General features: G+C 43.0%; 26 protein-coding genes and 1 pseudogene. 13 read left to right on the top strand and 14 right to left on the bottom strand.

Going from position 1 to position 24678, the window contains the following annotated elements:
• Positions 1-77: 77 nt before the first annotated feature.
• Positions 78-1442, top strand: a complete 1365-nt coding sequence (locus EXW96_RS26730; protein ID WP_074730239.1) for an ISNCY family transposase — start codon at positions 78-80, stop codon at positions 1440-1442.
• 79 nt (positions 1443-1521) lie between these two features.
• On the opposite strand, the gene EXW96_RS26735 is transcribed toward EXW96_RS26730, so the two are convergent.
• Entirely contained in the window at positions 1522-2322 is an 801-nt protein-coding gene (locus tag EXW96_RS26735; protein ID WP_174351841.1) for a hypothetical protein, read from the bottom strand.
• A 183-nt stretch (positions 2323-2505) separates the two neighbouring features.
• On the opposite strand from EXW96_RS26735, the gene istA (EXW96_RS26740) reads away from it, so the two are divergent.
• From istA (EXW96_RS26740) to istB (EXW96_RS26755), 4 genes are all read left to right on the top strand, one after another.
• On the top strand, positions 2506-4053 hold the full coding sequence (gene istA, locus EXW96_RS26740) for an IS21 family transposase (RefSeq protein ID WP_174351842.1): 1548 nt from the start codon (positions 2506-2508) through the stop codon (positions 4051-4053).
• Positions 4054-4797, top strand: coding sequence for an IS21-like element helper ATPase IstB (gene istB, locus EXW96_RS26745; RefSeq protein WP_174351843.1), 744 nt, complete (start codon positions 4054-4056; stop codon positions 4795-4797). It abuts the gene before it with no gap.
• Between the two features lie 404 nt (positions 4798-5201).
• Complete coding sequence (gene istA, locus EXW96_RS26750; RefSeq protein WP_254611602.1) at positions 5202-6764, top strand: IS21 family transposase; 1563 nt, start codon at positions 5202-5204, stop codon at positions 6762-6764.
• A complete protein-coding gene (istB, locus tag EXW96_RS26755; RefSeq protein WP_174351844.1) occupies positions 6761-7510 on the top strand; it encodes an IS21-like element helper ATPase IstB in 750 nt (249 codons plus the stop codon). The genes istA (EXW96_RS26750) and istB (EXW96_RS26755) overlap by 4 nt, the downstream gene beginning before the upstream one ends.
• Before the next feature lie 127 nt (positions 7511-7637).
• On the opposite strand, the gene EXW96_RS26760 is transcribed toward istB (EXW96_RS26755), so the two are convergent.
• The 3 genes from EXW96_RS26760 to EXW96_RS26770 form a co-directional block, all read right to left on the bottom strand.
• The gene (locus tag EXW96_RS26760; RefSeq protein ID WP_174351845.1) at positions 7638-7820 is read right to left on the bottom strand and encodes a helix-turn-helix domain-containing protein; all 183 of its coding nucleotides are present in this window, start codon (positions 7818-7820) and stop codon (positions 7638-7640) included.
• Between the two features lie 647 nt (positions 7821-8467).
• Positions 8468-9805: an IS1380 family transposase gene (locus tag EXW96_RS26765; protein WP_027093557.1), complete on the bottom strand. Its 1338-nt coding sequence runs from the start codon at positions 9803-9805 to the stop codon at positions 8468-8470.
• Positions 9806-9992: 187 nt separating this feature from the next.
• Positions 9993-10487, bottom strand: a complete 495-nt coding sequence (locus EXW96_RS26770) for a hypothetical protein (protein ID WP_174351846.1) — start codon at positions 10485-10487, stop codon at positions 9993-9995.
• A 166-nt stretch (positions 10488-10653) separates the two neighbouring features.
• Between EXW96_RS26770 and EXW96_RS26775 the strand changes: the two genes are divergently transcribed.
• A complete protein-coding gene (locus EXW96_RS26775) occupies positions 10654-11001 on the top strand; it encodes a helix-turn-helix domain-containing protein (RefSeq protein WP_127484291.1) in 348 nt (115 codons plus the stop codon).
• A 131-nt stretch (positions 11002-11132) separates the two neighbouring features.
• Here EXW96_RS26775 and EXW96_RS26780 read toward each other — a convergent pair whose 3' ends face one another.
• The 5 genes from EXW96_RS26780 to EXW96_RS26800 form a co-directional block, all read right to left on the bottom strand.
• On the bottom strand, positions 11133-11432 hold the full coding sequence (locus tag EXW96_RS26780; RefSeq protein ID WP_174351847.1) for a DUF960 family protein: 300 nt from the start codon (positions 11430-11432) through the stop codon (positions 11133-11135).
• Between the two features lie 97 nt (positions 11433-11529).
• Positions 11530-12273, bottom strand: coding sequence for a Rad52/Rad22 family DNA repair protein (locus tag EXW96_RS26785; protein WP_174351848.1), 744 nt, complete (start codon positions 12271-12273; stop codon positions 11530-11532).
• A complete protein-coding gene (locus EXW96_RS26790; RefSeq protein WP_174351849.1) occupies positions 12270-13235 on the bottom strand; it encodes a lambda-exonuclease family protein in 966 nt (321 codons plus the stop codon). Before EXW96_RS26790 ends, EXW96_RS26785 begins: the two co-directional genes overlap by 4 nt.
• Before the next feature lie 16 nt (positions 13236-13251).
• Positions 13252-13860, bottom strand: a complete 609-nt coding sequence (gene radC, locus EXW96_RS26795; protein WP_174351850.1) for a RadC family protein — start codon at positions 13858-13860, stop codon at positions 13252-13254.
• Positions 13861-13973: 113 nt separating this feature from the next.
• On the bottom strand, positions 13974-14909 hold the full coding sequence (locus EXW96_RS26800) for a DUF932 domain-containing protein (RefSeq protein WP_174351851.1): 936 nt from the start codon (positions 14907-14909) through the stop codon (positions 13974-13976).
• A gap of 290 nt (positions 14910-15199) precedes the next feature.
• Between EXW96_RS26800 and EXW96_RS26805 the strand changes: the two genes are divergently transcribed.
• Positions 15200-15532 carry a hypothetical protein gene (locus tag EXW96_RS26805; protein WP_174351852.1) on the top strand — a complete coding sequence of 111 codons (333 nt, stop codon included), beginning with the start codon at positions 15200-15202 and terminating at the stop codon, positions 15530-15532.
• 17 nt (positions 15533-15549) lie between these two features.
• Here EXW96_RS26805 and EXW96_RS27030 read toward each other — a convergent pair whose 3' ends face one another.
• Positions 15550-16080: a hypothetical protein gene (locus EXW96_RS27030; RefSeq protein WP_217437534.1), complete on the bottom strand. Its 531-nt coding sequence runs from the start codon at positions 16078-16080 to the stop codon at positions 15550-15552.
• Between the two features lie 241 nt (positions 16081-16321).
• Between EXW96_RS27030 and EXW96_RS26815 the strand changes: the two genes are divergently transcribed.
• Together EXW96_RS26815 and EXW96_RS26820 are read left to right on the top strand one after the other, a co-directional pair.
• Positions 16322-16684: a hypothetical protein gene (locus tag EXW96_RS26815; protein ID WP_174351853.1), complete on the top strand. Its 363-nt coding sequence runs from the start codon at positions 16322-16324 to the stop codon at positions 16682-16684.
• Positions 16685-16895: 211 nt separating this feature from the next.
• Positions 16896-18253 (top strand): annotated as a pseudogene (locus EXW96_RS26820) (IS4 family transposase).
• An 81-nt stretch (positions 18254-18334) separates the two neighbouring features.
• Here EXW96_RS26820 and EXW96_RS26825 read toward each other — a convergent pair.
• The 4 genes from EXW96_RS26825 to EXW96_RS26840 form a co-directional block, all read right to left on the bottom strand.
• A complete protein-coding gene (locus EXW96_RS26825) occupies positions 18335-19327 on the bottom strand; it encodes a hypothetical protein (RefSeq protein ID WP_174351854.1) in 993 nt (330 codons plus the stop codon).
• A gap of 288 nt (positions 19328-19615) precedes the next feature.
• Positions 19616-20542, bottom strand: a complete 927-nt coding sequence (locus EXW96_RS26830; RefSeq protein ID WP_141336822.1) for an IS3 family transposase — start codon at positions 20540-20542, stop codon at positions 19616-19618.
• A complete protein-coding gene (locus tag EXW96_RS26835) occupies positions 20539-20865 on the bottom strand; it encodes a transposase (protein WP_141336823.1) in 327 nt (108 codons plus the stop codon). Before EXW96_RS26835 ends, EXW96_RS26830 begins: the two co-directional genes overlap by 4 nt.
• 54 nt (positions 20866-20919) lie before the next feature.
• Complete coding sequence (locus EXW96_RS26840) at positions 20920-21525, bottom strand: DUF262 domain-containing protein (RefSeq protein ID WP_174351855.1); 606 nt, start codon at positions 21523-21525, stop codon at positions 20920-20922.
• Positions 21526-21784: 259 nt separating this feature from the next.
• On the opposite strand from EXW96_RS26840, the gene EXW96_RS26845 reads away from it, so the two are divergent.
• The 4 genes from EXW96_RS26845 (at position 21785) to EXW96_RS26860 (ending at position 24662) form a co-directional block, all read left to right on the top strand.
• Positions 21785-22165, top strand: a complete 381-nt coding sequence (locus tag EXW96_RS26845; RefSeq protein ID WP_174351856.1) for a hypothetical protein — start codon at positions 21785-21787, stop codon at positions 22163-22165.
• A gap of 94 nt (positions 22166-22259) precedes the next feature.
• A complete protein-coding gene (locus tag EXW96_RS26850) occupies positions 22260-23174 on the top strand; it encodes a hypothetical protein (RefSeq protein ID WP_174351857.1) in 915 nt (304 codons plus the stop codon).
• Positions 23167-23418: a hypothetical protein gene (locus EXW96_RS26855; protein WP_174351858.1), complete on the top strand. Its 252-nt coding sequence runs from the start codon at positions 23167-23169 to the stop codon at positions 23416-23418. The genes EXW96_RS26850 and EXW96_RS26855 overlap by 8 nt, the downstream gene beginning before the upstream one ends.
• Before the next feature lie 224 nt (positions 23419-23642).
• Positions 23643-24662: an AAA family ATPase gene (locus tag EXW96_RS26860; RefSeq protein ID WP_174351859.1), complete on the top strand. Its 1020-nt coding sequence runs from the start codon at positions 23643-23645 to the stop codon at positions 24660-24662.
• The last annotated feature ends 16 nt before the right edge of the window (positions 24663-24678 follow it).

The raw sequence follows: 24678 nt of genomic DNA on the forward strand, positions 1-24678 counted from the left end.
CACACCCCGAGGGAAGAATTCCTTTGCTATAGGAGTTCAACAGAAGCCCTCGGGAATCCTTCCAAGAGGTGAAGAAAATGTTGAAACTTCGAGACGAGCAATTGACCATCTGGGATGCCATTCTCCCGGAATCTGTTAGAAAGTTGCCGGTCGAGCTTGCAATCATAGATCAATTACTGGACGACGACCGTTTTCTTCAACCGTTTACTGAGTTGCACCCGAAAGGCAAGAAAAGCGGCCGTCCTACGCTTGCAATTGAAAAGTACATCCGTCTTATGGTCCTGAAGCATAAATACAATTTGGGCTACGAGTCACTCGTGAAGGAAGTCGGTGACAGCATCACATGGCGAATGTTCTGCCGGTTTGCCATCGACGAACCGATGCCCGACCCGTCTACGCTCATCTATGCCCGCAAACGCTACGGCGACAAGATCGTCGAAGACATCAATGCCGCACTCGTAAAGCAGTGTGAGGAAAAAGCCGTTCTGAAAACCCGCAAATTGCGCACGGATACGACGGTTGTGGAATCCGATATCCATCACCCGACAGACGCTACGCTGTTGCAAGATGGCGTAAAAGTCATCACTCGAACGATTCAGAAAATCCGGAAAGTCGCCTCCCACACTGTTCAAGGCTTTGAAGATCGTACGGCAGAAATCAAGGAAAAGATTCTGTCCATCGCGAAAGTTCTACGTCGCCGCACCCGTGAATCTTGGGAAGAAGTTGACCGGATCACTGGGAGCGTAATCGAAGTAGCCGAGAACGTTGTGAACAAGGCGCAAACCGTTATCGAGAAACTGCAAGACAAGGGCAAAGCTGCTCTTCGACAAAGTAAAACCAAACTGACCGAGGCGGTCACGCTAACCGGCAAGTTGTTGGAACAAGCCAAACAGGTCGTTTCCGGCAATCGAATCATCGCAGATCGGATCGTCAGTTTCTTTGACCCGGAAGCAAGACCGATTAAGAAAGGTAAGCTGGCCAAAGGAACTGAGTTCGGCTACAAGGTGCGAATCGACGAGACGGAAAGCGGCTTTGTGACCGGCTACGCTGTCTACGAGGGGAACCCCTCGGATGATGAACTGCTCGTTCCCGCTGTACAGGCGCATATCAAGCAATTCGGCAAAGCGCCGCAAGCTGTAGCGACCGACCGCGGTTTCTCAAGCAAGAAGAACGAAACGGCCATTACCGAACTTGGTGTGAAGCGAGCTAGCTTGCCGCGAAAGGGCAAAAAAGGCATTGCCCGATCCGAGTACGAAAACGAATTATGGTTCAAAGACTTGCAGCGTTACCGTGCAGCTGGAGAAGCGAAGATTAGTCTTCTCAAGCGGAAGTACGGTTTGAACCGCAGCAGGTATCGGGGCTTTGTCGGCTCAAAATGCTGGGTCGGCTTCGGGATTCTGACCCACAACCTGCAAAGAGCGGCAAAAATGCTCCAAAACTAACATGGAAACCGATCATTAGGGAAAGTTCCCCCTCACAACCCAGCCAGCAACCCGAAACTATTTTTGAAAATCGACTTTTTCAGGAGCAACTAAGTACCTTAATAGCCTCATTCTTTGCAAATTCTTGGAGACGCTGCGTTATTTTAATTATTTTTGAAATTAATATAAAGTTAAATTCCCGTTCAAAGAGATGTAAATTGCATGCTCTAAAGTCGTTATATTCTTCCAGATTATCGAGTACATTCGTAAAGTTATTCCAACTAATTTCCAAGTACTCTTTGACATTCCCAATATTTATTTTCTTATTACCTTCATTACTTAATTCCCTGATTCCCTGGGTTATCTTTATCAAGTCATAGTAATTCGCTAAGAATATTACATATGGTGCAGCATACTTTGGAATATCAACCTGTTTTGTCAATTTTTTAGCGCCTTCTTTAATATAATAACTTTTACTTTTCCTTTTTGACATGCTTAAGTTCAAAAAAGGACTAACGTGTTTCTTTAATTCCTTCATGTAGTTAGAAGGGTCCCTTTTTCCATAAAAGCCTTGGTTCTCCTCTATTGGTCCAAGGATTGTTATCATTTTTTTACATAAATTATGATTACTATCTAGAAATTGAGGATTGTTGTAGGAGGAATCAGTCAATAACCAGCTAATAATAAAATGTAGTTTAATATCGTTGACAAATGTATCATACTGATTGCTTCGCCAAAAAAAGTCATAAAGTTCTTCCGGAAATAAATGCTTACAGCTTTCAATCACAAATTCTGATATATCTTCAAATGAATGAAATTTCGGTAATGAATCTGGAAGTTTGTATTTTTCGATCATACTTTCTATTTCCTCGAATTCAGGTAAGGGAGAGACATTTTTCATATGATTTCCTCTTTTTGGGCTATTGTTGAATATTTCGCTGCTGAGGAGCCATCTGGTTAATCTGTGAGAGCCACCGTGTTAATCAAATAGAGCCATCATGTTAGTCGCGAGAGCCACCCGTTGGTAGAATGGAGAAATGTGCCGCTGGTCATCAGAGCACAAATTCCAATGGGAGGTCATCGAATGACCAAGTACCGAGATATTTTACGGCTCAACAGCATGGGATTGAGCCAGCGCAGCATTGCATCAAGCTTGCAATGCTCGCGGAACACGGTTTCAGAGGTATTAACCAGAGCGAAAGAGAAGGGGGTGTCCTGGCCGCTGCCGGAGGATGTAGTCGAAGCAGACCTTCAGTATTTGCTTTACCCCGAGAAGGCCCAAGTCTCATCTCGCAAGATTCCGGACTGCGAATACATCCATCGAGAGCTAGCCAAGAGTGGCGTGACCCTTAGTCTACTCTGGAACGAGTACTGCGAGAGCTGCCGTTTAAGCGGCGAAATCCCCCTCATGTACACTCAGTTTTGCAATTACTATCGAAAGTACGCCGCGACAACTAAAGCCACCATGCACATTCAGCGTAAGCCAGGCGAGCATATGGAAGTCGACTGGGCTGGTCAGACAGCTTCTTTGGTAGACCGGGAAACTGGCGAAATCATGCCGGTATACATCTTCGTCGCAACTCTTCCATCCAGCCAATACGCATATGTGGAAGGCTTTCTTTCTCAAGCACAAGAAAGCTGGATTTCCGCGCACGTCAATGCCTTCAATCATTTCGGGGGCGTCCCCAAAATCCTTGTTCCAGACAACCTCAAAACTGGAGTGGAACAATCCTCTTGGTACTCCCCCGTTATCAACAAGACCTATCATGAAATGGCCGAGCATTACGGTATCGCTGTTATCCCTGCCCGAGTCAGAAAACCCAAAGATAAACCCAGCGTGGAGGGGACGGTTGGGATCATCTCCACATGGATTCTGGCGGCATTGCGTAAGCAGACATTCTTCACTCTTTCCGAATTGAACGAAGCCATCTCAGTGAAGCTCGAAACCTTCAACCGTAAGCCGTTTCAGAAAAAGCCAGGCAGCAGGCTGAGTGCGTTTCTTGACGAGGAGAAGCACACCCTGCAGCCGCTACCTGTTTCTGCGTACGAATGTGCCACCTGGAAAGTTGCCACCGTACAGTTCAATTATCACATAGCTGTAGACAATATGCATTACAGCGTTCCCTATGAATATATCAAACACAAGGTAGACGTCCGAATTACGCGCGGCGTTATCGAAGTGTTCTACAACCATCATCGGATCTGCTCTCATCCCCGGCTTTACGGTCGTCCGGGACAATATCATACCGTTTCAGATCACATGCCGGAAAAGCATAAGCAGTATGTGGAATGGAATGCAGAGCGCTTTGTCGCATGGGCAAAACAGGTGGGGCCTTATACATGTACAGCCATCAAAGCCATACTTGCAGGTCACCGGGTAGAGCAACAAGGATACAAGTCTTGCATGGGCGTATTAAAGCTGGCAGACCGGTATTCCTTGGTTCGTCTTGAATCCGCCTGTGCACGGGCTCTTAGCTACACACCCAATCCTAGCTACAGGCATATCAGCACCATCCTGAAATCAGGGTTGGACACTCTTGAGGAAGCTGCAACGATCGAACAACCAAGCGCGCCTTCCGTGAATACTCATGGCTTTACACGCGGTGCAGACTATTACGGGAGGAAATCCTAAATGTTAACCAATACGACGATTACGAAGCTAAATGAAATGCGTTTAAGCGCCATGTCTGAATCCCTGCGGGAGCAAATGCAGAACCCGTCTTACTCCACACTGTCTTTTGAGGAACGCTTCGGGCTAGTAGTGGATGCAGAATGGGCACGCCGGAAGACGAACCAGCTAAGCAGGCTTCTCAAAAAGGCAACGCTACGCTATCCGAGTGCATGCGTCGAGGACATTGAATATCATTCAGACCGACGCTTAGAGCAACCTCAGATCCTGCGGCTTGCAACTGGCAATTATATTCATGAGAAGCACAATGTCATCATTATGGGCGCATCAGGCGCGGGGAAAACCTTTATCGGGTGCGCGCTGGGCAACGCAGCTTGTCGTCATTTATATGCAACGAAGTATATCCGCTTACCTGAGCTCCTAACGGACCTGGCTATCGCTCGTGGAGATGGAACATATAAGAAGGTTATTGCCCAATACAAGAAGATCAGCCTTCTCATTATGGACGAATGGTTGCTGGTTCCCCTGACTGCAACAGAAGCCCGAGATTTGCTTGAGATCATCGAAGCCCGCCACCAGAGCGCCTCGACGATCTTCATCTCCCAATTCGCTCCGGATGGTTGGCATGAGAAGATTGGCGAACATACAATGGCCGACGCAATCCTGGATCGAATTGTGCATAATTCATATCAAATGCTAATCGACGGCGAAGATTCCATGAGAAAAAGGAAAGCACCTCAGTTCTAAGATAATGTTCCCGAGGGCTGCCCCAAACCGGGGTGGCTCTCCCCTCCGATAAGGTGGCTCTATTTCATTAACATAGTGGCTCTCATTCATTAACCAAGCGGCTCTGCCGCACCGAAATATTCAATTGTATATAATTCTATTATAACCGTCATTCCATTTTTTTATCTTTTGCTATAAATTATTATCCTACGTCGATCAGTTTGTCGTTTGAAAACTTGAAAGTATAGGCTGAACGTCAACATCTTTTGGGTTGTTTTGGCAGGATTAAAGGGATACCAGTAAGGCATATGTAACCGGTAAAATAAAATCAACAGAAAACGACAAATAAGAATGAACACTCTTTACCCCTCATACTCGACCTCTTATCATAATGGTAGATAAAACATCAATAGGTGAGGAAGAGTATGAGACGCTTAGAGAGGTGGCATATGTACTTCTCCATTCAACGGATGAAGCAAGAAGGATTAAAAATTACCCAAATTGCCAGAAGATTGGAGCTATCGAGAAATACGGTGTACAAGTTTATCGAGATGAATCCCGATCAGTTTAGGGAGTATCTGGAGCAGCTAGAGAGCAGGAAAAAGAAATTGGATGGTTATGAAAGAGCCATTGTAGAGTGGTTGCGGGAGTACCCCGATCTCTCCGCTGCACAAGTACAAGATTGGCTTAAAGAACGGTATCCGGTGGGAAAGATCTCTGAAGGTACGGTAAGGAATTATGTGCGAGAGCTTCGAAGCAAGCATGGTATTCCGAAAACGATGCAGATCAGGCAGTACGAAGCGGTAGAGGATCCTCCTATGGGCCACCAAGCTCAGGTGGATTTTGGGGAGACGAAGCTTCGCAACCCGCAAGGAAATCTGGTTCGACTTTGGTTCATCGCCTTTGTGTTGTCTCATTCGAGATATAAATATGTTCAGTGGCAGGATCGCCCGTTCACCACGAAGGACGTCATCCAGATGCATGAAGATGCATTTTCCTTCTTGGGTGGATTTCCGAAAGAGCTAGTCTACGATCAGGATCATCTGCTCTTAACAAGCGAAAATCATGGAGATCTCCTGCTCACGCATGAATTTGCAGGGTATATGAAAGAGCGAGGCTTCCATATCCGGATGTGCCGGAAGCAAGATCCTGAAAGTAAGGGCCGGATTGAAAATGTCGTGAAGTATGTGAAACGAAATTTTGCACGTCATCGCCTGTTCAGTCACATAGATAAATTGAACGAGGACTGTGTTGCCTGGCTTCATCGTACAGGAAATGCTTCGATGCATCATACAACGAAAAAAATACCGGCCGAAGTGTTTGCTCTTGAAAGGGAGCACCTCCGCCCGGTCCACACAAAAATAAACCCGTTACCATCAAGTATAACAAGGACCGTTCGGAAGGACAACACCATTTGGTATGAAGGAAACCGCTACTCCGTCCCTTTGGGAACCTATGACGGTACAGATAAGCAAGTGGGGCTTCAGGTAACCGAAGCTAGCCAATTGAACATTTACGACGTGGAGACTGGCCAGGTTCTGGCGGAACATCCACTTGGATCCGGCAGTGGAAAACTCATTCAAAACACGAACCACAAACGGGATCGAACCAAGGGAATAGCCGCTTACATCCAGACGGTAGCCGAAGCATTCCCTGTTCCAGAGACGGCCGCGCCCTTTCTCCATGAGATCTATAAACGAAAGCCAAGGTATATCCGTGACCAACTGCAGCTCATTGGGCGGGCATTGGACGGGGTGGATTCCCCAGCGGTGGAGAAAGCCCTCCATTACTGCGTGAAGCATCGGTTATACCGCGCGACGGATTTTGCAGATGCCGTAGAACACTACAAACGGCGACAGCAACAGATATCCGTTTCCCAGCCCCTTGTCAAACCGCTTATGGACATCAATACGAATAAGCGACAGGTAAAGCCTCAAGTGCGGGATTTTTCCGCCTACCAAGCAATTCTTTCAGGAGGACAGCGATGAGTGAAGCAACGTTTGAGATTAGACAGGCCTTACGTCATCTAAACTTAACCGAGGCCGCGCAAGTCATTGAACAGACGCTGATGGACGCCGAATCCAAGGAATGGACATGTCGTCAGTTTCTCGGGCAGCTCCTACGGCACGAACTGAACCGCCGCGAGGAGAAACAGCTTGCCAAGCGATACCGATGGGCACTTTTGCCGGAGATTAAAACGTTGGACGAGTTCCGACTCGAAGAACAACAATCGCTTGGCAAACGGCAACTCAGCCAACTGCGAGAATTACTCTGGCTGGAGCAAAACTACAACCTCATCTTCCTTGGTCCACCTGGCGTCGGCAAGACACATCTGGCGATTGGCCTTGCCGTGGAGGCCCTAAAGAAGGGCCACAAGGTTAGCTTTGTGACCATGGACACACTGGTTCAACTGCTAAAAACGGAGGCCATTTCAAGGGCTTCCCAATACAAAATGAAGCGGATCTATCGATCCGACCTTGTGATCATGGATGATCTTATGTTTATGGCAATGGATCGGATCGAAGCGAACTTATTCTTTCAATTCATCAACAAGCTCTACGGCCAAACCTCGATCATCCTTACGTCGAACAAGGGGCCCGAGGAATGGGCAGAGCTGCTTGGTGATCCAGCAATTACAACGGCGATCCTAGACCGCATCCTACACAAGAGTGAAATTATTCAACTGCAGGGTGACAGCTATCGTCTTAAACATCGGCAAACGATTTTCAGCTAAAAGTGTTCAATCTTATTTATCGAAAAATGTTCAAAAGGACTTGACGGTTACAGCATAGAGACCCGAAGCATTTTTCAGAGGTCTCTATGCCTTTATTATGTAATTGAATTCTACTGGCATGTCCATGTCAACATCTACATTTTTGGAAGATATATTCAATAACAGATTCGCGGGGAATCCGATATTTTCTTCCAATTCGGACTGACTTAATTTGTCCGGTGCCAAGTAAACGGTAGGCGGTATTTCTACCAATTTGCAACATTTCCAGTAATTCTTCAACCGTTATAATGTCGTCATAATCATGAAACATTAGATTCACCAGCCTTTCATTATATTACATTATTGTTGATTATGTTTCACCATCATTGATTATATTTGGTTATTACTATTTAGAAATAATTTAAAAAAAGTACTTGAATATGTTGTAATAAAACAATAAATTTATGTCCGGGATTTAGTCAGTATCTGAATTTAAACAAAAAAAGAGTGAGGCATTGCCTCACTCTCGGTAGAACGTTCCGAAATTTCAGATCGTTTGCATTTTTATGCTTTTGTTGAACTGGAGCCTCTTGTTATATAACGAATGAATTTGAAGACATATAAGATCAAATAGAAGGGCATAACGGCCCATCCAGTAAATAAAGCTAGGATTGCTTTGACCACTATGTAATTTGATATCGTGGTGAAGATGACAAAGTTTCTTTGCAACTTCGATATAAACATCCAGCCAAATATAGTTCCTGAATCCGTGACAAACTTAAGTCCACTCCGCCAGAGAGGGCAGTATATGGAAAAAAGTAATCGGAAATCCCCCCATCAGCTAAAGATTCGTGATGAAAACAAATCTACAAATGACAGAATCCATCAAGCAAGGCATGCTCAATAAGCCTTGCTGTTTACGGTAAGGCCGGAACAGGGAAGAGCAGTTTGGGTTGGTCTGGATGGCGAAAAATGGATTCAGGCAAACGCTTGGTACACTCGTCGTACGGTCTGAAACCAGGGACTGTATCGCCCAAAATTGAAAATCGTTTGACGAGCGTGTCGGCTGACTCTAGCCGCGATGTACACGATGTTTTGAATCACGGTGCGGATGCGGCGACGTTGTACGCCTCCCCGAATCGGAGCATCGTCTTGGCGCAAGCTTTCCTGCCCCATGATGCGGAGCAGGTTGTAAGCGAACACCCCCGCGTGCAAAACCAGATCGTTGGTATCGAATTTGCCGGCGGGCAGTCGCTCCAAATCCAGATCCGTCTTCAGCTCACTATGAAATTGTTCGCTCGTGCCGTGATCGCGATACAACTCGATGACACGCCACGGCGAGCAGGTAAGAGAAGTCCAATAGACGTTCACTTCAATTTCCGGGAACAGGAGCATCTGACCTTCACGGTCGATCGTCCGTACGATCACTTGAAACACTTGACGAAGGGCTTGATCGAAGCCTTTTTCGGGAAAGGCGATCACGCCCATGTATTCCGTCTTGCCGGGGCGCTGCTCACAGGCCATGCCCTTGTCTTCGGCGATCCGTAGCCAACTTTCCTTGGATGTATTGCGCAGATTGACCTTGATGATATAATCGACCTCTGGCTCAGCATGACACACCTGCAGATTTTCCAGACTGTCGTGAGCGGAATCCATCCGCACGAGAAGGCGCTCTTTCGTGATGCGCCGGGCATACTGGATGCTTTCGCGCAGAAAATCAGCGCCATCCTTCTGACTGTGCGTGCTGCCTTCCCGAAGCTGCACATTCACGCTATACCCCTCCTGTCCGAGGTAGGCGAAAATGGGGGCGTAGCCGAACGTGCCTTTGTAGGTCAACGAAACACCCTCTTTTTTCGTACCGGAGTTATCGAACGGAGAGACATCGATATCCAGCGGAATCACCGTATGCTCGCCTGCTGTCAGTCCGGTTACAGGTGCTTTTACGTTTCGAATCAGATCGGCGGATTCTTGAAGCAGGATCTCGTTCCAGTTGGCATTCATCGTTTGAGCTGCGGCATCCAGACGCTGACGGAGCGTCGGGCTTGACGGCACCTTGCGGACACCGAGGCAGGTTTGGAATACGGGATCTTTTCGGAAAGGTTCGATGTGGTCGAAGTCGCTTTTGCCTTGGCAAAGCAAGCCAAGATAGCTGGTCATGACATCGCCATGACTGTGAATCGGGTTCTCCATTCCTTTCACGGTGGAGCGATTGAGACGCTGCGGCAATCGGGTATGGGAAAGCAAGGCGCCGACGGTGGCCAGGCCAGCATGCGTAGTCAACAGAATTTCCTTAGATTGGGTGAATTGGATTCTCATATGTAGCACCTCGCAGGTGAAAGTGGATCATTCATGGTTCCTTTAAAATTCACCATCGGAGATGCGATTTCCTTTCTTTTTCTTCTTTTTCACAGAAGAACTATCACGGATTCAGGTAGTTGAAATTACGACATATATTTCCAAATCGGCATCTCCTCACTTTAATATGGTTTAAGTTATTTTCTGTTTAGGATGCCGTTGCCGTTTTTACTTCCGAATTGTTTATCGCATCATAAATGAGTGGAATAATTGTTCTTGCTTCGTTAGCAAGGATAATTGGAGGAGCTGGCCGAAACAGGAATTTATACATTACCATCTTAGCAGGTTGTAATTCTTCATAAATCGTAAGTTCTAAGTCCGAACTGGTTAATCTGTATTTACATTTTTTCGTAAGAACTACAACACTTCCAGACTCAATATTAGCTCCAACAAAATTCTTGTGCTTAAGGTTCATGTTAACCAGATCAAGTATTTTTTCAAGACTAATCGGTTCAGATAAAGCATACTTTTGATTTCGTCTTTTGTTTGTTTCAAATTTTGATTTAGTCGAAACAATTGTTGCGGATAATAACGCGCCTACTACTAAGCCAAGAAGTAAAGTTGCGCCAGTTAATGAACCGGCAACTACAGAGAAAAAGATAATTGCAATTAATGAGCAAATAAAGAACCACTTTTTATACACTTTCTAGTCCCTCCTGATTTTTATTATTCTACAATTTTCCACATATTTTGATTATATGGGGGTTAAGTTAGTGTGTCAATTACAATAGTACCTATTTAAATGAGTAACTATAGTGCGTTGTTGACATTCCTTTATAGTTTTATCGTTGTCTTAGAGGTGAGGGGATGTGAGCAAAGTTGCACAAAAGGTCGGTGAGCGAATCCGGATTATTCGGCAACAGAGGGATATCAGTCAGGAACAACTTGCATTTAGAGCGGGTCTAACCCCATCATATGTTGGGCAACTGGAGCGAGGGCAGAAAAGCCCTACAGTTGACACTCTTGACAAGATATCATCTGCTTTAAATGTTACATTGGAGGATCTATTTAGCTTCGATTATCCTAATTTGGTCAATATTAATCAAAAAGTAATCGAGAAAATCGCCTTTCAACTAAGTGGTCGTACCGAGTCGGAACAAGAGGCTGTATACAATCTCATCAAACAAATTCTTATTTTTCGTGATAAAGGGAAATAAATTCTTAAAAATAGTGTTCTATGATCCGGGAACTATGTTCCCTCCCTCCTCCCGAAGACCGTTATCTAGCATAACGTCTATAGGTATAATATATAATTTCATCTCATAATACTGCGCTCTCAGGCCGTCCATTAATATTCATCTGCAAGAAGCATCGTACAATGTGTCTTATCATCGATTACATAAATCTTGGCTGTCACGATTTGTTTGGTATGAATGATGTATTCCTTCTGGAAAGGGGGCTGCTCTTGAGTATGTATTATCCTTTGCCTGATTACTCCTCTTTCAGAAGCTTGGTTTAACTGAAAAATCTGAAGGTAGTCTTTTTCTGAGACTTCCATCGTTTCGATCATGTACCAAAGGATATTTTGCAAAAATGCAGGAATTTCAGCATTTATCCCTTGGGTAATGTATTTGGTCCCTCTAAACATCGATTTATCTCCTTGTAATGACAAAGATTTATATAGCAAACAACGGCCGGAACACTACCAGCCGTTGTTTCGAATATTAATGTCCACGAAAGCTACTTCATGCAATAGCCGCACCTTTTTTCTCAACAAGCTTCTTTTCCAACAACTTTAGGATCTGCTGATCCGTAACATTTTCTTCTTGCTTCTTTTTGTACCATTCATCGAAGCCATCCAGACTACCGGCTAACTCCTGCCAAAAAGTCTTGATCTGATTCTGGATTGGGGTGCTTTTGCCCTTTAATTTTTGGGCCAAATCATTTTTCCTATTGCCGTTGCTCGTTTGTTTTTCAGTTGGTTTTGGCTCATCAGTTTCTTTGCCTTTTTCCCACCCCAGCTTCTCATAATAGGCCTTATAACTGTCCGGAACGATCACCTGCTGCTTCTGTTTGTCCCATATGATCAAGCCCTTGTAAAGGTCGCTGGCTATACCAATCCGGCTGGAGCATTTTTTCATCCCGTCTGTTATGGCCGATTTTGTTGCGTCGCCTTCATTCATACCTGGCTTAATTTGCTCACTGCCTACGTCGATGAACGTGATCCACTCTTTAAGTTCTTGATTAAAGAAGCTGAATTCCACATAAATTTTGACTCGCGGATTCTTTCCATTCGGATCATGAATGATTTTCTCCGTTTCATAAAGCCCCCGATACTTCCAAAACCCAACCCCAAGCACTTCATTTATACGTTCCGTAACGGCCTGTCCACTGATATAGCAGTGATCACCAAAGCTGTCATATCGGTACTCGGAATAGGGGAACGGGGCATTAAGGCGTTCAAACAAGGATTGATTATGATCACTCATTGGAATTTACCCTCCTGTTTAATACTGAGCTGCCGAAACTTCGTAAACTTAAGGCATTCTTGGTATATGTCCGGATATCTCTCTTTCAATAGCTTGCCATCCACTCCGGTCCTACTACGGTTTTCCCATTTCACTCGGTAATTCCCACAAATACCGATTTCATGATTACCAAGAATTGCTTTGATTAAGTTCTCAACCTCAGAAAACTCTTCTTCCAGATCCTTGATTTGCTGCTTCTTCTCCAAATATTTTTCTATCAGTCCGACATCCTCCAGTTTGATACTCGATTCTGAGGCATCAGGATATAGCCGATTTAATAGATTTGTAGAAGCATCAGATCCATCAAAAGGAGGGGGGGTTCGAGGCAGGATATGGTTGTACCAGAGGTCGCTTGCAAGACGTAGAAGCTGCCCTATAAGTTCATCGTCTCGGTAAACCTCATATTCCCGATATTTATTCCCACCGATCAGAGTTGCAAAATATCCCCAATCTAATCCACATACGAACATATACCATTGGAGCTGCACGAAGTAATAATCGGGGATATTTCCATCATCCCACTCGTGTTTCAAATATTCACTTGCAGTTTTAATCTCTAAGATGCCGCGGCCGCGGTCAGGGCAAATAATCATCCGGTCCAAATTGCCCAAAGCCCACTCATATTTAGGATGCGAGTAAATGACCTTCTTCTCAGTAATGGCCCATTCTGGATGATTCCGAGCAAACTTATCCGCAATCAACGGTTCCAATAAAGTGCCCCATTCAGCAGCTTCACTTTGTGATTCTGGTGGAGCTTGGCCGATTTTTTCTAAGAATACATGAATAGGCCGTTTCCACTTGCTTAAACCGCATATCCCCGCAATGTCTGACCCGCCAATCCCTTTGCGCCGATATTCCAGCCATTGGTCATGTGTAAGCCCTTCAGTTTCTACCAATACATTTGCTTGAAGAGTCGCAATCATCTTTTGTCCTCCCATATTACATCAATCCGTTTTCTTTCAACGAATAAAAGCGGTGCCCGCCAATAATGACGTGATCCAGAAGTTCAATTCCAACGATGTTCCCCGCCTCAATAAGCCGTTTTGTTAACTCAATATCCTCACTGGAAGGTGTGGGATCTCCACTCGGATGGGAATGAGCACAAATAATGGAGGCACTGCAACGTTTAATGGCTGCGCGAAAGACTTCTCTAGGATGAACAATTGCAGCATTTAGGGAGCCTATCGAAATGATTTCTTTGAATATCAGGTGGTTTTTCGTATTGAGAAATAGACAGATGAAGTGTTCTTTTTGTTGATACCGTAATTCCGGTTCAAGCAGTTCGAAGACATCCCTCGGACTACGGATGGTATATCGCTCTTTTACAGGTGCGCAAAGTGCTCTTGCGAGCTTTAGCATGGCCGTTATTTGGCGTGCCTTGCCCATGCCTATTCCTCTGATTCTTACGAGTTCTTGTTCGGTCACATCAATTAACTCTGTTGTCGTCGGGAACCGTTGAAATAGTTCCTCGATAATATAGCTACCTTGCTTCTCGCACAATGATTCCGCTAGGAGCGATTTGATTTCAGAAGGGATATATTCGCTCATTCGATAACCTCCAATTTTGCTGAAATAGAAAGAGCCGAACACTTGTGTCGTGTTCAGCTCTGAATGTAATCCATGAATCGGAACATAAAAATGCCGCGGCAATCCTATTAGGATTATACCGCGGCAAGTACAAGTTCATATGCTTTATCAATTAACGGATTTCCTTCTATCGTTCTCATAAATAGGTTTTCTCTAAATGTCGCGGTTTCTCGAAGCGGCTTTGAATGTGTGGCAAAATCCGATACAGCATTAATGAAACGATAAGCGTTTTTTCCAACATGATCAAGGTCTGGAGCTTCGAAATACCTCAATTGCATATCACCCCGAAGCTGATGAACATTTTTCTCCTGAAGCTTGCTCGGGTTATCAGGCATGGGAATGAGCATGTCAATGTATTCCATGACCTTATGATCGGGAAGCTTAATTTTATTCAAGCGTTCGGCTTCTTCGCCCAGTCTGTCCATGTAAAACTCAGCAAGCAGCAATGTCTTTTTAGCTTCATCTAACTTGGATTTCATATCCCCTTTGTGAGTTGTGGACCAGATCCTTTGAGCATTGTTAAGCGCTAGGTTAAGCGTATTTTGACAAACTACCCGGATAGGTGTCATTGCAACTTTAATACTTCCACTGCCATCATGGCTGTTTGAAAATACTAAATATGATGTAACGCTGTCCCCAGTGATATTGAAATTCTCCGGCAGCTTCGCTAACAACCAGACCTTCTTCCCATTTTGCAAGCTACCCGCCGTTTCGTACTTTACTCCTTCCCCTAAAAGTTCATCAGTAAATGCAAAAGCTTCATGATTCTGAACGATTTTATAACGGTCAGTTACTACTCCTAGAATCCTTTGGTCGGTTGCTCTGATGTTTGCTTTGTAACCTGGGATCTCCATTTGAGCATCAGTTTGAATTGGCCTTTGAATGACGGTCCAATCCAACTCTGCTTTCTTTAGGGCTTCCTCGGAGCTGAGAGCCTGTTCCACACGATTCCCAAGTCCGTGCCAAGGTGCCTCCCTAACATAAAACATGCTTTCGACATTAGCAGCCATGAACATCGTCTCCTTTAATAAATTATTGTATAAAACAGCCTGATTGGCGTGTTTTCAGAAAGAACTGCATTCTGTTAATGAACCGATAGTAAAAGAGCCGAACACTCGGTTGGGTGCTCGGCTCTTCCATATGCTGAAGTCTACAGAGGATTACCAATCAGCATAAGTATCACATTTATAATATGGAATTGTTATTTTGCAAAATACGAATTAAACTTTATGTACGTGGGTTTTCCATTCTATATTCTTAGCTTAAAGCATTGCTATTTTATCGAAAAGTTGGTGACACGATGATTAATAATAACGCACTTTATTTCGTGGAAGTGGAGGGAGTCGGTCAGCTTCTTGCTTTAGATGTTACTGTTACCGAAGAATCCGGAAAAACACGATTGACCTTTTTTGATACCAATCGTGGCCGAGTTTTCTATGGGGATATTACAGCAAAAAATTCAACTGGTTTTACTTTCGTATCGGAACACAACCAAATAAAAACTTTCCGTCTTGCTACTGTTTCTGAGTTTGACCGTGAGTGGCGGAATGGTCGAATTGAGGGCAATGTCCCCAACTTCAAGACTGACGACGAACTCTATGCTTGGTATCGAAAAATGTTTTTAGATATGTAAACCTTACGGCATTCTACTTATTCAATCGCGGGCAAACCATATTTTTGGAACAACTTAATTAGTTTGTTCCAATGAGGGGGATAATCGTTGCTGCCATGACGTTTGATGGTAGTACCGTTTTCAAATGTTACTTCGAGTCCCCATTGAGTTCCATCCAATACATTTTTATCTACGTATCTGGGTTTCCAGTCAATGAAATAACAATGAAGCATATCATCATTAAATTCAATCCATTGATCATGTACTGGAACACGTAGGATATCAATGCCATCACAATCATTTTTAATATCCACACCATATCCTTCAGAGGATACGTATTTCAATACCAAACCCGATGTCTTAGTATTTAAATATACTTGGTGAGATGTACCGAAAAATCCTCCAATATAGAAATACAGTTCCTTGACGTATGTAGGTATCTCAAAATAGCAGCCACCATAGTTTTTTTTGCAGGTATTACAATGGTGAGTTGGGGTAGGGATAACGATGCAACAACCACCAAGAATAATTTCTTTTTTCTCAAGTTGTTCCTGTAATTTAGAGGTCATGGGGGGCATACCCCACAATATTTTAGCTGTGTTTTTGGAACCACAGCGTGGACAGATTCGTCTCGACAATATGTCTCACCACCTTACATGGAATCAACAGCACATTTTCATTATACGAATATTCCTTGTTTTCATAAATACTTTAATGGGTTAATTGAGAAAAACTGGGGATATGGATCTGCTGATATGATTGGAAATTTGAAAGATGCCTGTGTATGGTAAAGACAGGGAGGGGATTAATATGTCCAATGTAATCGAATTGTTTTCGAGAAAATCTCTTGAGCAATTATCGGAGAGAAATCGTGTTGATGATAATTGGGTCGAGAACAACGGTAAATATATCGGGGTCTTGACTCAGTCCGATCATCAAGCAATTAAATCTATGATCAATGAAATGGCGCTGTTAAACGAACAAAACGAAAGGATACTACGGCTTTGGGATCAAGCAAATGAACGGTATCAAGGGAAGCTTGCTTATTGTTTATCCTATTTAGAAGTATATACTCCGAAAGAAAATCGGATAGACTTGGAGAAAGACGAACTGGTATTTGATAAGGATGGTCATGTGTGGGTAATATACGGTGGGAAAATCAAGAATAAGTAGCTTCAGAGGAAAATGAATAGCGGCGGAATAATATTCTCCGCCGCCTTGTATTTAATCACTCAACTTTCGCACCTGAAATTCTTGCCTGATGCCAAGCATGACAAGGGGTTAGCGGCATATTTCAGATGGTGTTGACAAGTGAAAAACACCTTTCAGATTTGGTAAAATGGAAGTGACGAGCAACCATCCCAAACGAAAGGTGTGTAACTCTATGGTACACCACAAAACTTCGTCTGAAAAGGCGGAACAACGAATTTCTGCTGCCCTATCTACTCTTCAAATTGGCAACTTGTTGCGTAAAGCCGGTATCTCTAAGTCATTTGGCCTTTCCAGTCTCGCCATCTTCCAACTCATTTTTACGCTTGTATTTGAAGGGCGGAATTGGTTTCGGTTGTTGGATAGCGAACGCCGGCAATCCCTGCCTGGCAAAGATGTTGTCTATCGCTTCCTGAATCACCCACGATTTGCGTGGCGGCGGTTTTTACATATGCTCAGCCTCAAGATTGTTCAGCACTTTGAGTCGCTCACATCCGCTTTTCGCATTCGAGCCTTCATCGTAGATGACTCTGTTCTGCGCCGGGATCGCAGCAAAAAAGCGGAACTACTTGCTCGCGTGTTCGACCATACAACCGGTCGTTATGCTCGGGGATATACGATGCTGACGCTCGGTTGGTCGGATGGTTTCAGCTTTGCTCCCATCGACTTTGTCATGCTTAGCTCTGCGAAGATCGCGAATCGTCTCTGTGAGATGAAGGAGCGGCTGCTCAAGCGTACACATGGATACAAACGCCGCTGCGAATCCATGACGCGCAAACCCGATGCTGTCATCGGATTGCTTGACCGTGCGCTCAAAGCCGGGTTCAGTGCCGACTTTGTCTTGATGGACAGTTGGTTTACGCAAGCTCCCCTGTTGCGAGAACTGATGGGGCGCGGCCTTCACGTGATCGGAATGATCAAAGACATGAAACAGGCTACCGTTTCGGGACGGAGCGGCTGACCTTGCGTGAACTGCACGCACGACTACCGAAAACGAAATCATCCGAGATTCTGGGATCGGTCATTGTACAGCTTGATGGCGGGATGCTCATTAAGCTTGTCTTTGTTCAAAATCGGAATCGCAGACGGGATTGGTTGGCCATTCTAAGTACAGACGTCACCATCACCGATGCGGAAATCGTTCGCATTTATGGCATTCGCTGGAGCATTGAGACCTTCTTTAAGTTTGCCAAATCGTATCTGAAACTCGGTTCGGAGTTTCAGGGCCGCTCCTTCGATATGCTCATCAGCCATACCACCATTGTCTTTTCACGTTATCTGGTCATGGAGTGGGAGCGACGAAATGAAAACGACCCTCGTTCTCTTGGCGGCCTGTTTTTCCTGCTCTCCGATGAAATTCGGGATTTAGACCTGAAAACTGCACTACAACAATTGATCACTTTCTTCATGGAGATGTCCAAAACCAAGAGCAAACGAGATAAGTCTTCTGTTTTGAGTCAAGTCCAGCAATGGATGAGCACTTTACCCAGTTATATCAAGGGTTTGTTTGCCAATCTAAGCTGCGAAAGTTGAGTTAATCAATTAAAATAGATTTGAATTTTTCAAAAATCAGCTCCTCACGTTGCTCAAAGAATTCTTCAAAGTTATCGAGGGTTAATGCGACATCAGGTATATAGTGTTTTTCTTATAATCTGCTTTATCAAGATCCTTCGGAAATTCTTTTGATAACCATTTATCGAATTCCATATCCGATTTTTCTTGATTCGGAACGCCTTCCAGTAGCTGTATATTACCAATGTAATCATAGTTGTCCAAGTAAAATTGTATTTTATCTTCTTTAATTCCTTTTTTCCTTAGCTTAGTTTTTGACGATATGAGGCTACGCGGGAAGATATGGTCCTGGTGAAATGTATTCCGATAATCCAAGTTAGGATATAGAAGAGATAAGAGAGAGAATGCATATTTTCCACCATATTTGGTGTAAAGCAGTTCCCCGAGTTCTTCCTCATCGAATTTATAGTTTTTATTTGAAACTTTTAATTCACTCTTAATTGTTTTGAATGGGAATTGATCCAAATTATTCTTTATAATATCTCTAATCGGCCGAAGGACATTATCAGGCTGGCCACCAAATATTTGTTTTATCAAAGAAACTAGGATGAACTTCTTTATTTGTTCACGATCATCGCGATAGCTTGATGATTGAACGTAATTTTTGGGTATCCCTTTTTTATACAGGTAATATGCGACCGGAATAACAACGTAATTTGCGGTCAATGTTTTATAATTGAATCCGAATCCAGAAAGCAACTCTACAGTCGTACGAATGGCGTTTGCAATATTGTCCCATTCTTCTTCAATTTTCCGCATATTGCTGGCATTAAAATTATCCACTTTAAATGCGATATCTGGAAAGTCACATAAAACCAGACAAGTCTTAAGCACCAGATCTTTATTGAAATCAAATGTATCGCCATATTCATTAATTTCATCTACAAATTCTGTAATAGTTTCTCGTGCATCGCGTTCTTTCCATTGGGCTGTAGCAATAGATAATAACAGATCAGAATAACTCAACTGGGTGCCGCCGCTATTAACCCGTATGAAAATATTAAGAACCTTGTCAAGTTCTTGTCCTTCCTCCAAGTAATAGTTTATTGTTGGTGTCCTCACAATTTGTTCATACAGCAGCGTAAGACATTCGGAAGCAAAATTCCCCTCGATCGGTTTAAACCCGTAACTTTAGAGTCTTACACCCTTATTCACACGATTGCGTAATTTCTCATTGATTTACGTCGTTGTCGCTCGTTGTCGCCCTTGACATGGAGCCTCCAGCGGGCATGATTTTTCGCGATAGGGCGATGCGGATAACACATGCATCGCGAGGCTAACAAGCCTATCATGCCCGCCCCTCCATGTAAAGGGCTTTATCCATCATACCTTAATCACAAGCGGTTTTACGGCTTGCTGATGCATAGCTTGATGAAATTCCTGCGGGGATAGATCATACAAACTTCCATGGATCCGCCGCTGATTATAAAACAAGAGATAGTCAGATACGATACGGTATGCATCCTGATAACTCTCAAATTCATGCCTGGAGAGACACTCTTGTTCTAAAATGGCATGAAATGCTTCGATATGCGCATTTTTATTCGGCGTTTTCGGAGGAATACGTTCATGTTCTACACAATACTCCAGGCATGCTTCTTCAAAAGCATGGCTGATAAATTGCGGGCCGTTATCGGTACGAACCACGGGCAGCTGATCTTTCTCAAAGAGCCGCCGTTTCCATAACGCTCTCTGCAGGATTTGCGCAGCATGCTTCCCTTCACAAGAGAGGCCCATGTGGTAGTCGATAATCGATCGGTCGTAGACGTCAATCAGGCTGAGCAAGAAAAAGAAACGCTGCTCTGCTGCAATATAGCCGTATTTCACGTCCATCTCCCAAAGCTGATTCGAAGCGCAAATCTCACGGTTGTTCGCCAGCTTTCGGGGATATTGGATTCGCTTCCGGCGTTGTGGCTGCAGGATGCCCAGTTCCTGACACAGCCGGTATACTTTTTTCTTGTTAATGATCAGCCCATACTGTCGTTTCAGGCATACGGTTAATTTACGGTAACCGTAAGTCGCTTCTTCCCCGGCAATAAGCTCCATCAGCCATTCCTTGATCTGCTCATCGCTGACGGGACGCCGCTTATGATCCAAGGAAAAGCCGGGAATCGGCCGTCCGCCGTTATACACTCGCTCTTGCTTGAAGTGTTTCTTCCGGTAATAGTACGTCGCTTCACTGACGCCGACGATTCGCAGCACCACTGCAGCTTTATAACCCCGCGCAATCCATTTGTCGGCGATCTCTATTTTGTCCGATAGGCGGGGTTCACCTTTTTTACGAGATCACGAAGAATCGCAATCTCCAAATCCTTCTCGCCCAACAGCTTTTTCAATTTGTCGTTTTCCTGCTCTAACGCTTGAAACTCTTTGGATGATGGAGTGTAGGCTGCAACTTTTTTGGATTCTGGTGATGCGTTTTTCCAGTTTGCATGCTTCGATTGACGAATCCAACGAGCGAGCATTTTCCCGTCTATTCCATGTCGTCTTGCAACTTGGCTGGCATTGCCTGCTTCTAAGGCTTCTTGGATGAGCTGTTGTTTAAATTCAATGCTGTAACTCTTGCGCTGCATCTTTGATCCCTCCACTTTTGTTAATTCATATTGTAGTGGATAAGGAGAAAAGACTCAAAGGTAAATATGGGGCTTTAGAGCGATGTTATTGCTTCTAAGGTACTGAAATACGTCATTCATATTCTTGAACTTTAATACTTCCCCCACACGGAACCAATAGTTATCCTCAGATAGAGCATCTTTCTCCTTCTTACTAAGGAATCGAAAATCGTATGTATAATCAGGGTTTTTAGATACTTTCAAAAGATTAAGGTAAAGCTCTTTCTTTTCAAATGAATTATCATGCTTCCACTTTTTGTATGGCATTTTCTCGGCATATGATCCTTTAAGACCAATATATAGAGAAGTAAGCCGCTGTTGGCCATCTAAGATAGCTGTAATGGATTTTTCGCCGACTATACTAGCTTTTGGATTGTGTCTGTTATTCTTCTCGTGGTAGTCGCGGATAAACTCGTAGAATTGATATTCTTCAATGGTATCGTCTTCTACGAGCCAAAATAGAAATGAGCTAATAGGATATCCTTTCATGATTGAATCGAACAAACGTTCGATTTGTTCTGGTTTCCAAACAAACTCTCTCTGAATTGATGGGAGAAAGTATTTCTTTTGCTCGATATTTTCAATTGCTTTTTGTATTGTTATAGGCACTTGAAACGACATTAGATTCGCCCTTTCTTTTTCTTGTCGTTAGATCCACTAAGGTAAATTATAACATCGAAATAGAGGATATTACACTTTTTCCATGTAACCTGTAAAAAGAATCGATTCAAATTTTTTTCAGCTCACTCGAATTGAACATCGATTGATCCAAATGTAAGTTCAGGACTACCCAATATCTTTGTGACATATTAATGATATATAATTCCAAACGGTTTATTCCCAATGATCTCCTAATAATTGACTTTAGGGAGTGATAAAAATGGATTATAATGAAGGATATGTAGCAATAGTAAATCCAACATGGACCCGTATATGTAAGGAGAATAGTTTCAGTGAGGTCAATATGTGGCTTAGGAGAGCTAATTTTAAGGCTATAAGTCAGGGTTCACCGATCTTCTTCTTGGAAAAAGGCAGTAGACTTATTCGAGGGTATGGGATATTCGATAAGTTAGTTGTTACATCCGTAGTAAGTGCTTGGAATACTTATCAGCAAGCTAATGGAGCTAAGTCATTAGATGAGTTTCTTCGAACCCTTAATCTTCCTAACGATAATGTTAGTTACAATATATCCCTTGGTTGTGTTATTGTTAAAAATGTAACCTGGCTAAATCAGGACTATTTATTGAACAATCTGGAGTGAATTTTCCGAAGTCAACCGTCTCAGGGAAAAGAATTGATTCGAGTGAAGTAGCAATTTTATTAGGATTACTTACGGACTAACTGGAGGCTTTAAAATGGACTTAAAAGGCTGGGATTATCAAGGAAGGAATATAGATACGAAACTCCTTAACCAATTCAAAGGGCTTGCCGATTTCATATCAAATGAAAAACTTGTTAACAACAGAACTTGGGGTAAAGAACTGCAAAATGATATCGCAGACGCTATTGGCATAAGTGGTGAGAACAGAAGTGGGGCCGTACGTACAATAAAAAGTGTTCTTGAGCATTTAGGTTTTATAAATTACAATTCCTTATCAGAACGTAAAATTCCGACATTTGAAAGTGTAATATCCCCATTAGGACAAGATTTATTAACTCTAATATCGGTTGAAAATGATTTAAACAGTCTTGAAGAAGATGATCCCAAAGGACAGGCTGAAATTAAAGCACTGTATCAGGATTTTTATGCGAGATCACTACTAGAGTTCTATTTTCCTTTTGGGGTCAGAAAAAAAGAACCAGCAGGTAAAAACAAGCCGCTACATCCCTTAAGGGCAACTATAAAGGCATTGAAAAAGTTTGGATACTTAAACAAATGGGAATGGTATTTATTAAATACAATAATTGATGAAGACGATAATTTAGAAAAAGAAACAGAACTTGAGAACGCTATAAAAGATTATCGCGATGGCATTGTCAACTATTCGATGCAGAGTATTAAACTTAACCCTAAAGGTCATCAATACTTTCCCCAATATCTTGGTCTATCTGGACTGGTATCTTTCAAAAAGAAAGGCCGGGAATGGACAAGAATGGAGCTTAATGAAGAGTACAATGATCTTTTTGATATTGTGTTAAGTGATAGTTTTATTCGTGATTTTTATGCAAAGAAACAAACTATAATTGGAACGCAAGTGGAGAACGAAGAGGATAACGATTTATTCAGCTTTTTCGAAGAAGACCCTATGGAGGAACCTTTAGATGAGTGAGTCTACATTAGAGTCAGCACAGTACCAACTTAAAAAAAGGACCCAGGAAAAAATAGCCGATCTCGCCAGAAAGTACGATGTTCGGACCGAGGAACATGTTCCAGTTCAGACTGTAAGTAATTGGATTGAGGCTATTGGACCGGGAGACTTAGTTTCTACCGCTGATAGATACACTTGGACTATTCCAAAAAGTAAATTTCAATCCAAATCACCCAGTCAAAATGATACTATCTATTTTTTGTGAAACCGGACTTAACATGCAAAGGGCCGTATAAAATAATCAGCCAACCGACGGAAAATGGGACCGACTTAGTGATAGAAGTTGTTCTTGAAACTGAATTTTCGCAGCCTGTAAGTCTGAAATCCCTTTATTTACATTCGGAAACTTCAAATGAGATAAAAGCATTTTATCAAAGTTTGATTGAAGATCAAAGTAGAACTCAATTAGAACAAGGATGATAATAACATATGCCATTGATTAGCGAAATTGATTTAAATATTTTGAACCATCTTGCGTCTGCTCCATCGAATATAAATGTTGATCCTGTTAAGGTAAAAGCTGCTATTTCAGGTTCTTTATCGATTTCTGACCTGATAATTAACCAAATATGCTCCGCGCTTAATAGCGGTAAGCACATAATCCTTAGTGGACCTCCCGGAACTGGAAAAACTACTTTGGCGTTTGCAGTTGCAAAAGTTGCTCAAGGTATAGACCCAATGGTTACAACGGCTACTGCTGACTGGACAACTTTTGATACCGTCGGCGGTTATATGCCCGATTTAACTTCAAGTAATACTAATGCGTTAAAATTTGAGCTAGGAATCGTGCTTCAAAGCATTGTGAATCGTCAATGGCTAATTATCGATGAGGTTAACAGAACCCAAATTGATAAGTCCATAGGACAATTGTTCACAGTATTATCTGATGGGAATGCACTTCTTCCTCATAGAAGTTCAAAGACAGGTAACCGGATAAACATCATATCTGGAAATGGTCAAAATACTGATGATACTTTCTATAAAACCGATGATTGGCGATTAATTGCTACAATGAATGAATTTGATAAAACGTCATTGTTCGATATGTCATACGCATTTATGCGAAGGTTTGCAATTATTAGAGTCGGGGTCCCAGAAAATTATGATTCGGAAGTTAGCAACTGGGCATCCCGATTGAATACAGACCTAGTTGACATACTTAAATTAATTGCGAAAAAGACAGAAGATATGGCAATAAGAGAGATTGGACCGGCTACAATAAAAAGCTTAATCAGTTATTTAGAAAGCCGATCTACTATTGATAGCGAGTACAGCCAGCATTTAGCGGAAGGGCTCGCCCTTTATTTGTTACCTCAATTCCAAGGACTTGATGACTCGGAAATCCATAAACTTTGGGATCTCGTAAAAACCTTCATTTCAAGGGACCCCAAAGCATTAAAATACTTTATAAACAACGTTAAAGCAGTATTAGATTGTGAATTAACATAAACTTTATTTCTCGTAA

Source organism: Paenibacillus sp. JMULE4, from assembly GCF_013337105.1.
Lineage (GTDB): Bacteria > Bacillota > Bacilli > Paenibacillales > NBRC-103111 > Paenibacillus_G > Paenibacillus_G naphthalenovorans.